General features: G+C 61.2%; 11 protein-coding genes and 2 pseudogenes. 3 read left to right on the top strand and 10 right to left on the bottom strand.

The features are described from left to right. A pseudogene (locus tag B5V02_RS37995) lies at positions 1-201 on the bottom strand (IS110 family transposase); the annotation flags it as partial. A 121-nt stretch (positions 202-322) separates the two neighbouring features. Between B5V02_RS37995 and B5V02_RS37990 the strand changes: the two are divergent. Next, the gene (locus tag B5V02_RS37990) at positions 323-1,315 is read left to right on the top strand and encodes an IS481 family transposase (RefSeq protein ID WP_111549039.1); all 993 of its coding nucleotides are present in this window, start codon (positions 323-325) and stop codon (positions 1,313-1,315) included. A 369-nt stretch (positions 1,316-1,684) separates the two neighbouring features. Here the strand turns inward: B5V02_RS37990 and B5V02_RS37985 are convergent, their stop codons facing one another. The 4 genes and pseudogenes from B5V02_RS37985 to B5V02_RS37970 form a co-directional block, all read right to left on the bottom strand. After that, a complete protein-coding gene (locus B5V02_RS37985) occupies positions 1,685-2,401 on the bottom strand; it encodes a helix-turn-helix transcriptional regulator (RefSeq protein ID WP_111549038.1) in 717 nt (238 codons plus the stop codon). A 45-nt stretch (positions 2,402-2,446) separates the two neighbouring features. Then, positions 2,447-3,379, bottom strand: a pseudogene (locus B5V02_RS42875) (NAD(P)-dependent alcohol dehydrogenase). Then, on the bottom strand, positions 3,376-4,251 hold the full coding sequence (locus B5V02_RS37975) for an NAD(P)H-binding protein (RefSeq protein ID WP_111549037.1): 876 nt from the start codon (positions 4,249-4,251) through the stop codon (positions 3,376-3,378). Before B5V02_RS37975 ends, B5V02_RS42875 begins: the two are co-directional and overlap by 4 nt. Before the next feature lie 46 nt (positions 4,252-4,297). Further along, positions 4,298-4,654 carry a nuclear transport factor 2-like protein gene (locus B5V02_RS37970; RefSeq protein WP_111549036.1) on the bottom strand — a complete coding sequence of 119 codons (357 nt, stop codon included), beginning with the start codon at positions 4,652-4,654 and terminating at the stop codon, positions 4,298-4,300. Between the two features lie 1,648 nt (positions 4,655-6,302). On the opposite strand from B5V02_RS37970, the gene B5V02_RS37960 reads away from it, so the two are divergent. Next, positions 6,303-8,522, top strand: a complete 2,220-nt coding sequence (locus B5V02_RS37960; RefSeq protein ID WP_245446388.1) for an adenylate/guanylate cyclase domain-containing protein — start codon at positions 6,303-6,305, stop codon at positions 8,520-8,522. A gap of 42 nt (positions 8,523-8,564) precedes the next feature. Here B5V02_RS37960 and B5V02_RS37955 read toward each other — a convergent pair whose 3' ends face one another. Both B5V02_RS37955 and B5V02_RS37950 read right to left on the bottom strand, forming a co-directional pair. Beyond that, positions 8,565-9,077 (bottom strand): YHS domain-containing (seleno)protein, encoded by a 513-nt coding sequence (locus tag B5V02_RS37955; protein WP_245446387.1) that lies wholly within the window; start codon positions 9,075-9,077, stop codon positions 8,565-8,567. Positions 9,078-9,104: 27 nt separating this feature from the next. Continuing rightward, positions 9,105-9,773, bottom strand: a complete 669-nt coding sequence (locus B5V02_RS37950) for an ankyrin repeat domain-containing protein (RefSeq protein WP_111549034.1) — start codon at positions 9,771-9,773, stop codon at positions 9,105-9,107. A gap of 264 nt (positions 9,774-10,037) precedes the next feature. Here B5V02_RS37950 and B5V02_RS42130 point away from each other — a divergent pair, with 264 nt between their 5' ends. After that, positions 10,038-10,220 carry a ubiquitination-like system serine protease family protein gene (locus tag B5V02_RS42130; protein ID WP_111549033.1) on the top strand — a complete coding sequence of 61 codons (183 nt, stop codon included), beginning with the start codon at positions 10,038-10,040 and terminating at the stop codon, positions 10,218-10,220. A gap of 318 nt (positions 10,221-10,538) precedes the next feature. On the opposite strand, the gene B5V02_RS37940 is transcribed toward B5V02_RS42130, so the two are convergent. The 3 genes from B5V02_RS37940 to hfq all read right to left on the bottom strand — a co-directional run bounded on the left by B5V02_RS37940 (position 10,539) and on the right by hfq (position 13,368). Further along, complete coding sequence (locus B5V02_RS37940; protein ID WP_146606219.1) at positions 10,539-11,396, bottom strand: hypothetical protein; 858 nt, start codon at positions 11,394-11,396, stop codon at positions 10,539-10,541. 334 nt (positions 11,397-11,730) lie between these two features. Next, positions 11,731-13,122: a GTPase HflX gene (gene hflX / locus B5V02_RS37935; RefSeq protein ID WP_111549031.1), complete on the bottom strand. Its 1,392-nt coding sequence runs from the start codon at positions 13,120-13,122 to the stop codon at positions 11,731-11,733. Continuing rightward, positions 13,123-13,368, bottom strand: coding sequence for an RNA chaperone Hfq (hfq, locus tag B5V02_RS37930; protein WP_006202172.1), 246 nt, complete (start codon positions 13,366-13,368; stop codon positions 13,123-13,125). Between the last annotated feature and the right edge of the window lie 72 nt (positions 13,369-13,440).

The raw sequence follows: 13,440 nt of genomic DNA, 5'->3' as shown, positions 1-13,440 counted from the left end.
GTCCTGAAGCTGGGCAAAGCGTGCCAGCAGTCCCGTGATATCGCCGCCGCGTACCGCATGTTTCGATATCTTCTCCCCACTGCCCGGCGACAGCGAAGTGATCAACCAGGTCGACTTACTGAGTTCCAAAGAAACGAAGATCGCGCCAAGATCGGTGCGGATAGCGGCAGGCGCCGCAGATCGATCGGCTACAACACGCATGATTGGCCTCCACAGAGTTGTTGGTCAGCAACCCCACTCTGCCAGAGCGCAGGTCGCTATCCACCACCGGTCATGGGATCTTTGATGGGGCATCCTTGTCCTCCGAATCGAGGGATGCGTTATGGGCCAGGTTCTTCATGGGAGCGCCACGACGACAGAGGCGATCCGTCGAGCGATACAACATAGTCAAGAGAGCTTGAGGGCCCTCTCCAAACGATACGGGATCAACCAGAAGACCGTCGCCAAATGGCGGGAGCGGACCTCGGTGACCGATCTGCCGACCGGTCCGAGAGAGCCGAGATCGACGGTTCTGTCTGTCGAGGAAGAGGCCGTCATCGTCGCCTTTCGCCGCTACACGCTGCTGCCGTTGGACGATTGCCTCTATGCATTGCAGCCGACGATCCCACACCTGACGCGTTCGTCATTGCATCGTTGTCTGCAGCGCCACGGCATCGGCCGCTTGCCGGACGTAGAGGGCGACAAGCCGGCGAAGAAGAAATTCAAGAGCTATCCGATCGGCTACTTCCACATCGACGTCGCTGAGGTGCGCACCGAACAGGGCAAGCTGCACATGTTCGTCGCCATCGATCGCACCTCTAAATTCGCCTTCGTCGAGCTGCATGAGAAGGCCACCACCGCTGTCTCGAGAGACTTCCTGTCGCACCTGATCGCGGCTGTTCCCTACAGGATCCACACCGTGCTCACCGACAACGGCATCCAGTTCACCACCCCCGGCGCCGGCGGCTCGGCCGTGCCACTGATCAAGGAGGCCATAGCAAACGGCGAACTCTTCCGCGCCCATGCCTTCGAATACGCCTGCGCCAGGAACGACATCGAACACCGGACGACCAAGGCAAGGCACCCGTGGACCAACGGCCAAGTCGAGAGGATGAACCGGACCATCAAGGATGCGACCGTCAGGCGCTTCTACTATGAGAGCCACGACCAACTCCGCCAGCACCTTGCCGACTTCGTCTCGGCCTACAACTTCGGACGCAGGCTCAAGACCCTCAAAGGCCTCACCCCCTATGAGTCGATCTGCAAGGCTTGGGCCACACAGCCCGAACGCTTCAAGCTTGATCCGCTCCAGCAAATGCCGGGACTAAACATCTAAGCGCAGTGAATCGAGAGACATCGAAGGCGGGAGGAAGCGAGAGTAGATAGCGAAACAATAGTTGCGACCCCGGACCGGTCGGACCGCTCGGTTCATCACACATCCCGCTGGGCTTCGCCGGTGCCGCTGGACAACGGTGAAAGGCTTGCTTGGTGCAACGCCGACTGGCGGGGTTGGGGCCGAAAGCAGCATGTCCGCTTTCAAAACACAGTTGTCTGAAGCGGACATTCGGCAAACGACCCAATGTCGGTCGCTGACTGGATTCTTTCCGATCCGCAAAGCTGACGCCTTTTCTACGGGTGCGATGCAGCGCGCCAGCGAGCGATTTTTCCCGCCTCGATCCAACGTCCTTCCATGCGAAAGGCCATCTTAGCCGATCGCTTTAGCGGCGCTTGGCGATCTTGCGGCTTCCTCGGCTATTTGCGCTCGCCACCGCTTGGCGAGGTCACGTCGCCGACCCGGATAGCGCTGTTCAAGGAGTTCAGCGCGCTCGATCCGATCCGCTCGGAACGTCCGAAAATCCTCTCGAAGCTCGCACCAGCCGGCCACGAAGCGCTTCGACTCGATGAAGCCCAGCATGATCGGCCAGATGACACGCAACGTCTCGTCGCCCTTTGGATCGCGATAGGCAATCTGAAGCTTAAACTGTTCGCGCATGGCCTGACGGACGATCCCCAGATCTACGGCCGGTGTCTCGGGCCTGTTGCGGTCGACATGAAAAGCGTTGTCGGTCAGTAGGTGCCGCAATTCTGTTGGCAGCACCGCACCAATCTTTGCGATCAAGTTCTGGGCGGCGAAGGCCAAGCCGTCGTCCGTTTGGCGGCCGACCCACTGCGCACCGAGCGTCAGCGCGTGAAGCTCTTCCTGGGAGAACATGAGCGGCGGAAGCAGAAAGCCAGGCTTCAGCACGTAGCCGAAGCCTGGTTCTCCCTCGATATCTGCTCCCATCGCCTGAAGCGTGGCGATGTCGCGATAGATGGTTCGCAATGAAACGCCGGCCTCACGCGCAAGATCACTGCCCGGCACAGGACCATTGTGCCGGCGCAGCATCTGCATCAGATCGAAAAGCCGATTGCTCTTGGACATAAGACTATTCTACCAGCCAATGCCAAATTTTGGCAGGGGGCTTGCTCAAGGCATCGACACGATAGCTTTGCCGTTTAGCTTGCGCCCTTGCTCCAGAGCCGTGACCAGAGCGACCGAGTCCTTGAGCGGGACGGTCTCGACGATCGGGAGCCGAAGCGCCCCCTCGCCTGCCGCGCAGGCAAGGCCGTCCAGGATGTCCGCCCTTGCGGTACAGACGATGGGCTTGAGCCTCCGGTCGAAGATCGCGCGAACAAACTTGCCCAGCGTCGGATTGATGTCCAGATACACCCCAACCCTTGCGGAGCAAGCCGAGCCCTGTCGCGACTGTCATGGCTCCGGCGGTGTCATACACGACGTCGAACCGCTCGTTGATCTTGGAGAGATCGGTCGTTCGGTAGTCGTAGATGCGGGACAGCCCCATCTCCTGGGCACGTTGCATCTGCTGTGCCCCGCAGCTTCCCGAGACCTTGGCCCCAAGCATCCGCGCGATCTGGACGGCGGATTCGCCGACCCCGCCGGTGCAGCCGTTGATAAAGACCTGAGCGCCTGCCTGCAGGTGCGCCTTGTCAACAAGACCATTCCACGCCGTTATTCCAGGGGTTCCGAGGCACGCAGCTTCCACGAAGGACACAGAGGCCGGCTTCCTGGCAAGAGAGGTTTCTGGCGCGATCACAGCCTCGCCGAGCGCGCCACCATCCTTGATTTGGGCGGACCCGAACACGCGTCACCCACTTGGAAGCGGGTACCGCCCGGACCGACCGAAATCACCGTGCCGGAAAAGTCGCTGCCAAAGGCGCGAGGAAACTTTTTCCCAGTCACCATCTTCAAGTGACCGTTGCGTACTTTCCAATCGATTGGATTGATGGCGGCGAAGTTGACCTTCACGGCAACCTCGCCCTTGCCCGGCGCGCGAAGCTCGAAATCCTCGAGCTTCATAGTCTCCGGGCCGCCATATTGATGATACTGAATCCGCTTCATAGCAGGCGGTTCCTTTTGAGCGTGGCGGCGACGACATCGATCAGCGGCGTGCTCGGCCGTCCCAGAAGACGCGGCAAGTCAGTGCTGTCGGTGTACCAGTCACCGCGCGTCGTAGCGAAGCCCGCGTCAGCAATGACTTCAGCTAGAAAGCGCGGGAGGCCGCTTCCCGTGAGCGCCTGAACGTAAGCCTCAACAGGCAAGTCCTGGTACACGAGCGGCTTGCCCGTGAGTTGTGAAACTGCTGCAGCCAGATCGGCTTTCGTCCATGCCGTCCCACCCAGCTCGTACACTTTTCCGGCTTGATCCTTGCTTGCCAGCGCGACGGCAGCCGCTTCGGCCAGATCATCACGGCTCACACCGGAAATCTTCCCCGTGCCCGCCGAGCCGATAAGAGTGCCGGTGCTCAGGGCATAGTCCATGCCGCCCAGATCGCCGGCGTAGACCTCGATATAGGCCCCGTTGCGCAGCATCAGGTAAGGCAGGCCGGAATCGCGGATGAAGGCCTCTGTCAGTTTGTGCGCTTCGCCGAGTCGCAGCGTGCTGGTGTCGGTGTTGACGAAGCTCGCATAGGCGACGAGTCCGACGCCGGCGTCGATCGCAGCTTCGACCGCACGGACCATCTGCGGATATCGCTCGGCGAAGTCGGCGGATGGGATCAGCAGAAGCTTGTCGGCGCCGGCAAAGGCGGCCTTCAGGGTTTCGGGCCTGTCGTAATCCGCCTCACGGACCTGAACGCCCTTGGCGGCTAGGTCGGCCGCCTTCTCCGGGTTGCGGACGGCGGCCACGATCTTGTTGGCCGGAACGCCGCGACGGAGCAAGCCATCCACGACGAGCCGCCCGTAGCGGCCCGTCGCAGCAGTAATGGTAATCATGGGGGTACTCTCCTTCAAAGGTGTGGTTCAGTGCGGATGGACCGGTTCACTGAGCCCCGAATACACTCTTGTCGAAGAGCGCCTTGATCCCGGTGATTTTCCCGTTCTCGACCGTGAAGTACTTCGCGGAGAGGACGCTGGGGGCGGGATGGGTGTGGGTGTAGTACATGAGGAGCGCCGTCTTCTCGTCGCCGAACGCGGCAACCATCGTCGCTCCTTTGAGCATGCCGGCGAACTCAGATTCCGATTTGTGCAGTGCGGCGCCGCCTTCGATGGGGCCGAATGGGGTTTCAGAGACCACGTTGTCTGCGACGACTTTCATGGCCGTCGCATGGTCGAGATTCTTCCAAGCGTTGTGATAGGCCAAAGCGACCTTGAGTGCGGGGCTAGTGTTATTGCTCATCGTGTTTCTCCTTTGTTGAGTGGATGAAACACATATAGCGCAGGGCAGTGACAGATTTTGTCAGCAGGATGCGAGCCGACGGAGCATCGCCTAAACTTCCCGGCGAGCAGTTGGGCGATACAGGCCATAGCCGACCTTGACGAGGAGGCCCTCTTCGCACATGCGGTCCAGCAGCAGCGAGGGACGTCGATGGCCGTTAGATCGCGCGACCGTACTATGCCGCGCTCATTGGCCAAGGCGATGGCTGGGTCCCTCAGCGACGGCTTTGGACCACCCGCAAGGCGTATCCTAGCTCAATGAGCGCAGCTTTCGACGAAGATCAAGCGGGCTGCTTGGTCGAGCCGTCGGCGTGTGCCGCGAGAGGTACCATACTCGTTGATCGCTGGAGCGAAGCTGGCGATGCGTCCAGATCGGATGCGCCTACAACATATTTATGTGTCGGCCTGGCCGGCGCTTTCTGACTGCGTTCCAGCCGTTTGAATTGAATGCGTATGGCCGCGACCACTTAGCTGAACGAACGACGGCCTCCGGGCGTAGCTCTCAATCAACTGAACGCCTTCTTTGAGGCGCGAAGCGGTCATATGCGGCACCGCCTTCGGCATCATCCGTGCCCAAGACTTACATCGGTGCGGTGCCGGGCACTACCCGTTGCGATAGCGCTCGCCTAGTAGTCGCTCGGCACCTGAGCCCATCCGCGAAAAAAAGTCAGTCCGCCCGGTCCGACCATTTTCTTATTCTAATCGCGGTGCAGAGAAGACGGTCGGAGAGAGCTGGGAAGAAGAGTAGTAAGAGGAAGAATTGCTTCTTATGTCGGACCGGCCGGACCGGGCCTCTCAACTGAACCGCTGGGCTTCCGCCGCCTCGACCACATTGGGCGGGCCGGCACGAACGCGTGGCGGACGCGTGCCGGTCATGGGCCGGCGTTGGCGGGGTCATCGTAGCTGCTATCCCGCGCCACGCTGCCCGCTGTCTGCACGGGCCGGCGTGCCGACCGTCGGCGGCCGTGTGCAACTCAGCGTCTGTGGGCGAAGCACTGCCTCATGGATCGGTGCCGCGCGGCGCCGCCGGACCGCTGCTCGGCGCGCAGGGCCGTGACGATCAGGGTGAACGCATCCCAAGGCCGCCCTGGCCCGAGCAAGCCGAAGCGCTGCCAGCTCGGTGATGGCCGACGGCCCTGCCTGGCGCCTGTTTCCACGCTGTCCGACGACAGTGTCACCTTTGTTGGCCGGCACCGTCAGGCGGCGCGCATGCGGCGGGCGTTAGCACGTGGCGCGTCGTTCGGGAGGGCTCCCCCGGTCAAAAAATCAAGGCCAGCCACCGTTCTGGGGTCCCCTCCTCGGTAATCGCGACCGGCTAAAGGGCAGTCCGCCGCCGCCGACGAGCTTGACGTCCCGACCATCCATGCGGCTTGGCTTTCGATGCGCACGGTGCGCCGACACCCGACGAGGGAGACCGTCGCGTTCGCGATCCGTGCAACGCCACACCAAAACCTGTGTGCTTCGCGATTTAGGACACAGGTTCCCAGACTGAGCGATTTCATGGAGTGCTGCCGGCAAAACGGCCGGGCGCGCCCGTGCCGCATCCCAGGTTCCGGCTCCTTGACCGCGCATATGGTCTTGCCATGGAGCTTTCCCTATAATCATGCGCTGTGGAGCAGGCCCAACATCTTGAACGGAAGCTAGTCGCTATCCTCGCCGCCGACGTGGTGGGGTACAGCCGGCTGATGGGGCTGGACGAGACGGGCACCCTCTCGCGGCTCAAGGCGCTCCGGCGCGAACTCATCGAACCGTCGATCGAAGGGTACCATGGCCGCATCGTAAAGCTCATGGGCGACGGTGCTCTGGTCGCGTTCGAGAGCGTCGTCGATGCGGTAGCCTGCGCCGTCGAAATCCAACGGGTCGCCGCGCAGCAGAACCTCGGTCTTCCCGAAGATACCCAGCTAGTGTTCCGTATCGGGATCAACCTTGGTGACGTCATCATCGACAAGGACGATTTCTACGGCGACGGCGTCAACATCGCGGCCCGGCTGGAAGGACTGAGCGATCCTGGCGGCATCGTCATCTCGGGAACGGCCTACGATCAGGCTCACAACAAGCTCGGCCTGACCTTCAAGTCGCTCGGCGAACAGCGTCTCAAGAACATTCCAGAGCGGGTCCGCGCCTATCGGGTTCTGCTGGAACAGACCGCAGGAGCCAATAAGTCGCGCTCTCGGCGATGGCCTATGATCGGCGCCACGGTGCTCGTTCTGGCTCTGATAGCGGGGATTGCGGTGGTGCTCTGGCCGCAAGCGATTGCCCTGCTGCCCGGTCACGGTTCCACCCCGGTCGGTTCGTCGGTCGGCAAGCCCTCCATCGCCGTGCTCCCGTTTACCGATCTTAGCGAGAAGGCAGGCCAGGATTATTTTGCGGAAGGGCTCGCAGACGATCTCATCACCGATCTCTCGAAGATCTCGGGGCTCCTCATCATCGCACGCAACTCCGCGTTCTCCTTCAAGGATCGATCCCTCGACGTCGACGAGATCGCGGCGCAGTTGAACGTCCGTTACGTGGTCGAGGGCAGCGTCCGGCGGGAGGAAGATCTAGTCCGCATCAATGTCCAGCTCATCGATGCCCAAACGGGGAGCAACATCTGGGCCGAGCGATACGACCGCGACTACTCCAGGATATTTGCACTTCAAGACGAAGTGATCGGGCGTATCGTTGAGGCACTTTCGGTGCGTCTGACGGAAGGCGAACGAGCGCAGATTACTCGCCTCCCCACGCGAAGCCTGGAGGCATACGATTTCTACACCCGAGCCGAGCAGAAGGTTTATGTGGTCGACAACAGGTCTCTCGGAGAGACCCTGTCCCTGTATCAAAAGGCGATCAAGCTCGATCCTACGTTTGCAGATGCCTACTCGGGCTATGCCCGCGCCACGGTGGACGTGCTCGGCTTCGACTACCAGGTGCTCATGCTCAGCGCCGTCGCTCGCCAGCGCTCCTACGAAGCGGCAGGGCGGGCGCTGGAGCTCAATCCGCAATCTGCGCGCGCCTATGCCGTGCTCGGCATCCTGCAGATGCTGGACGGCGAATGGGACCAGGCGATCGCGTCGGTCCAGAAAGCCGTCGCGCTGGACCCGAGCGGCGCGGAGGCGGAGCTCAATCGGGCGATCGTGCTGACCTACGCAGGACAGAACCTGGAGGCGCTGGCAGCGATGGAACGCGTGTTGCGGCTCGATCCCAAGCCGCGCGCCCAGGTCTTCGACTATTACGGCTTCGTGCTCTACATGAACCATCAGTACGAGAAGGCTTTGCAGGCGCTGAGCGAGGTCCAGCCGGAAGAGCGCAGCGACCTTGGTCTCGAAACGCTGGCCATGGCAAATGCGCGGCTTGGCCGCATGGCCGAGGCGCACGATGCGGCTGCAGCAATCCTGAAAAAGATACCCGAACAGAACCTCGCTGGTTATCGTGTCGTTTACGCCCACCATCGGCGGCAAGAGGACCTCGATCACCGGCTGGGCGCCCTTCGCGCCGCGGGGATTCCCGAGCGGAGCTTCGATTTTCGCGGGCGGGAGGAGGACCGCCTGGGCGCCGCCGCGATCCGAGCCCTAACGGGCGATCGGACATGGGTAGGACATCAACACAATGGCGCTGCGTTCGTCATGGAGCTGAGTGCAAATGGAGATGTCGCACTGAGCTCGCAAAGCAGCATCATCACCGGCACGTCCAGCGTGGATGGCGACCTCTTCTGCACGCAATCCACCGCGACCTTGCTCGGCCGCAAGTTCTGCGCCCCGGTCTATCGCAATCCCCAAGGGAGCAGCGATACGCAGGACGAGTACGCTTGGCCGGACTCCGTCACAGTCTGGTATTTCTCGGTGTCTCGGTGACGGGCGCCATTCAACTTGCGGGCTCACGACATCGCGCCGGAGCTAGTTGGCGGCCGCTCTAGCCTCGAATTCCTTCGCCTCCACTGCGTGCCATTCGGCTTCCGCTTTCGCAATGACAGGCGCCGGGTTGGCATCGAAGTCTTCCTCCAGGCCTTCCTTTCCGGAGAACAGGAAGAGCTTGCCATCGACGATGCGGAAGGCTTCCGGGTCAAGGTTCGCGGATGCCTCCTTAACTGACATTCCCCCGGTGCAGAAGCCGCCGAACTGAGGGGCATAGCGCACCGGCTCGGAAACAAAGGCATCCCGGTGTTGGACGCTGGCGAAGTACCACGTCGCTCCGAGCCACTTCCTCGAGATCTTGGGCGAACCCATCGTCGCGCGACCGTCGGTGAAATATGCTACCGGATCATAACCCAGGATGGCGACATTGCCGAAGTATCCGGTGTTCACTCCGTCGCCGGCGTGGGATCCACCGGTGCCGAAGAGGAGGAGGGAGGCGGCGGCAACTCCCGCGCAAAGCAAACTGTCAAACGTTCTGGAACGGTTCTCTGTCATGTTCTCCTCCAGTAACCTTTCTCGATGTCAGTTGCCGAGGGCGATGCACACCTTGTACGACGACCCCATCGTTTCCTTGGGTTGGCATTCTGCGCCGTGCTTCTTGAGCAAAACCATCACGTCGGTGCTCTGATAGAATGTCGCACGGCTGAGAGGCGTGTACCCGTATTCCTGGATTGCCTCGACCTGTGCGCCGTGCGAGATCAACAGCTCCGCGATGGCCGTCTGGTTCTCTTCTGCTGCCACATGCAGCGGCGTGATCTTGTGCGTGCTCAACGCGTCGACCTCGGCCCCGTGGTCGAGCAGCAATTTTGCGATGTCCAGGCTTCCTGAGTAGGCTGCCGCATGTAGCGCGGTGAAGCCGCGATCGTTGCGGGCTTCGATGTCCGCCTTGGCCCCGATCAACGCAATGGCGACCTCGGTCTTGCCGGCAAGCGCCGCATCGATCAGCGGGGTCTGACGGCTCTCGTCGCGATCGTTCACATTGGCGCCTTGTGCCAGGAGTTCGGCAACCTTTCCGGCGTCGCCCTCCCGAGCAGCGTCGTTGAGCGGCCCGGCCGTCACCGCACCGACGGCAAACCAAGAAATGAAAGCAACGACCAGAGCCCGACTGACAAGCCGAAGCCAACCGGTTTCGAAAAGCCTGACCCGGATCGGGAAGGCCCTCGGCAGCAACAATCGCCTGTAGACCGTCATCGTCTAACCCTCCGGGCGCGCTCGCCCGCGGATGGACGTGTATGAGATCAGTCTAATACATTTGGCGCAGCGGAGCCATAGGGTGTCCGGGTTCAAGACATATGAGACGGGGGCGGGGCTCGGCTGCTGATGGTTGTCAGATACTCGCTTGGATGTCTGTCCGTCGAGAGCTTCGCGTGGTCTGTGATGATTGTATCGGTAGCCGGCAGTCGGTCTACCTCGGGTACTCGATAGCGAGTGGCGAAATCGTCGCCGAGGGACCTGATGCCGCCGGTTGATCGTCTTCAGCCCAGGTTCGTCGACTACATCCCCGACGATGTCGAGGCGGGCGTCCTGTACGTTTCGCAGCGCTTTTCGACGGCGGCTCATCTCTGCTGCTGCGGTTGCGGTCGAGAGGTGGTTACGCCGCTGAATCCCGCCAAATGGAGCACAGTTGAACTAGTCTAGTGGTGAAAATCTAACGCTTGGTACCTGGTGGGGGAAGACGTCTTCCGACCGAGCCTGTGTAAAAACTCGGCGATACTTGGGGCCCAGAGAATTGAATTCCGAGTTAACGGCAATAATGAGAGATCCAATGCTGCGGTAAGGTCCACTGATGGAGTCGCTTAGAACGATGTTCTAAGCTCCAATTGCGGCGGCACGTTTTTACACAGCCTGGACCCGTTGCGGACCTTCCCGCACAGAGGCTGATTGAGAAGTCCTGACCCGAGACGGTCGTTTCGCCAGGTCAGCCAGGACGGCATGACCTGGGCATGAAGCAGACCGTCAGTGCGAAATCGGGGTGAGTGTCAGGACTTCGCTGTTGGTCTTGCAGGAGTTCGGTATCCCGGCGATGCAGCCCGTCGTGGTTTGCTGGATCGTCATGGTGAAGCTATCGCCCGACGGACTGATAGTATAGGTGCCGCTGCCAGCGCCCGAAACACCGCTTCCGGCAAGCACATAGTCTACCGTCCCGCCCGCTCGCGACGTCGGCGAGTATACGAAATTCGCAGTGCCACCGGGAAACTTGCCAACCACCTCGAACGACTCGTCCAGCTTCATCACGGTCCCGGTCACCACGATCCGCGCGCCGCCGCCGGTGACTGTCCAGGGACCAGGGCAAATCTTGTCCAGCACGTGTTCGGTAATGCGGACAGCCTCGTCCGCCACCGCATCGTCCTTGGCAAAGCCGGTGAAGCTGTCAACAAGCGCGCCGCCGGGGTTGGTTCTGATCTCAATGGTCCAGTCGGCTTTCCCGGCGCCGAACGTGATGCTGCCGCCAATCAGATAGTCTGCAGCGATAGTACCCAGTTTCTTGATCGCAGTGGCCTGGTCAACATATTCCGTCTGCTGAAACTTCTGTTCCTTGTTCACCTCGTCGATCCGTCGCCATTCAACGACCCGTCCAGCGCACCAGGCAAATTGCCCACCGTCATCCAGCATGTTGACGGCAGCGTGCAAAATCGCCTCGCCCAGACCATTGCCGGCAAACTCCTGGCCCGGATAGTTGTCGGTGGTGATGGTGCCGACAGCCAGCACCACATCGGTTTGTTGCGCTGTTGCGATCCCCGGTGAAAGCGAGGCAAGCAAAAGCACGCAAAGCACAGGTACAAAACGCGACGCTAACGACCGAACCAGCACCATGATGCCCCCACATGGATCATGCGCTCACACTCCTCCAGTCACTATTGTCTGTCCAATGAAATCTCAGGCGCGGGGTGGTGGAACGACTGTTCCGCTCAGGTTCGCCTCATCATCCAACCGATCAACGAAAGCTTCGGATCGTCAGCGTGAAACCCGGTGAATGTCCGTCCTTGGCGCTCCCTGCTCGTTCCGTTCCGATCGGCGAGACGAACGGCTGCATTCGACCGACCCTGAACGGACTTACGCCTCTGGTACCAAGCGTTAGATTTTTACCACTAGGTTTGTCCATGCAAGTCGTTGTCCCAAAACCGGAGCCACTTTTGGGCGACATGCATTAGCCCTGATTTTTGCGACGCAATCTGCTTTCGATCTCTTCGCGGGCGCTTTGCGTCGCCTTGAGCGAGATGGTGGCGCTGCCGTTATCATTGTCGGTTCGCGAAACGACATCGCCATTGCGGTAAAGCCAGTCGACAAGACCGAACTGTGCCGGCTCGATCGTCACCGTCAGGTCTTCGAGCTCGCCCGCCATCCGCGTTTCGATGATCGCCTTCAGCGCATCGATGCCCTCGCCGGTCACCGCCGACACCGCAACCGGCGGCGCCTTGCTGGCGTCGGCGCCATCGGCAAGCAGCCGGATCCTGTTGCCTTCGTCCAGCCGGTCGATCTTGTTCCACACTTCGATGACACGCTTGGCGTCGCCGGCGTCGACGCCGAGGTCGGCCAGGATGCGCTCGACATCCTCAGCCTGCGCGGCTGTATCGGGATCGGAAATGTCGCGCAGGTGGATGACGAGGTCGGCCTCGACCACCTCTTCCAGGGTGGCGCGGAAAGCAGCGATCAGATGCGTCGGCAGGTCGGAGATGAAACCGACCGTGTCCGAAAGGATGATCGGCGTGCCATGCGGCAGGCGCACACGGCGCAGCGTTGGATCGAGCGTGGCGAACAGCATGTCCTGCGCCAGCACGCCGGCTCCGGTCAGCCTGTTGAACAAGGTCGACTTGCCGGCATTGGTGTAGCCGACGATCGCCACCACCGGAAACGGTACCTTCTTGCGCTTGGCGCGGTGCAGGTCGCGGGTGCGGCGCACGGTCTCCAGCTCATGCTTGAGCTTGATGATCTTGTCCTGAAGGACGCGCCGATCCGATTCGATCTGCGTTTCACCGGGACCGCCGAGGAAGCCGGCGCCGCCGCGCTGGCGCTCAAGGTGGGTCCAGCTGCGCACGAGACGGCCCTTCTGGTAGTTGAGATGGGCAAGCTCGACCTGCAGCGTGCCTTCCTTGGTGCGCGCGCGCTCGCCAAAGATCTCAAGGATCAGCCCGGTGCGGTCCAGCACCTTGGCGTTCAGTTCCTTTTCGAGATTGCGCTGCTGCACCGGTGTCAGCGGATGGTCGACGATGACCACTTCCGCATGGCCCTCTTTGACGATTTCGGCGAACTCGGCGACCTTACCGCTGCCGAGCAACGTCGCCGGCCGCGGATCGTTGACGGTCACCACCGCCGTGTGGATCAGATCAAGGTTGATGGCGCGGGCAAGGCCGACCGCTTCGTCATGACGAGCGTCAGCCGAACGCGTCAGCCGCGGACGGTTGGTATCGTCGTCGCCGCGCGGCTGGCGGGTAAGCACCGGCACGATGACAACGGCCCGGGTCGGGCCCTTGGCTTCCGTCCCGGGATGATGTGCTGGTTTTCCGCGAACTGGTGCGTCCGCGTCTTTCTCACGTGCCAATCAGGCGCCCTGGCTTTCCTCGCCATCGAACATCTGAACCGGCTGGCTCGGCATGATCGTGGAAATGGCGTGCTTGTAAACGAGCTGGGAATGACCGTCGCGGCGCAGCAGGACACAGAAATTGTCGAACGAAGTGACCACGCCGGTCAGCTTCACGCCGTTGATGAGGAAGATGGTGAGCGGGTTCTTGCTCTTGCGAACTGAATTCAGGAACAGGTCCTGAAGATTTTGCGATCGTTCCGCCATTGTTCTTGTCTTTCGCCGATCCCCTTCGGTTTGCAAGCCAATGCGCCAAATTAACCGGCACATGTCAAGCGC

The sequence above is a fragment of the Mesorhizobium kowhaii genome (genome assembly GCF_003253745.1).
Classification (GTDB): Bacteria; Pseudomonadota; Alphaproteobacteria; order Rhizobiales; family Rhizobiaceae; genus Mesorhizobium; species Mesorhizobium kowhaii.
This window is presented reverse-complemented; position numbering and strand designations above follow the sequence as displayed.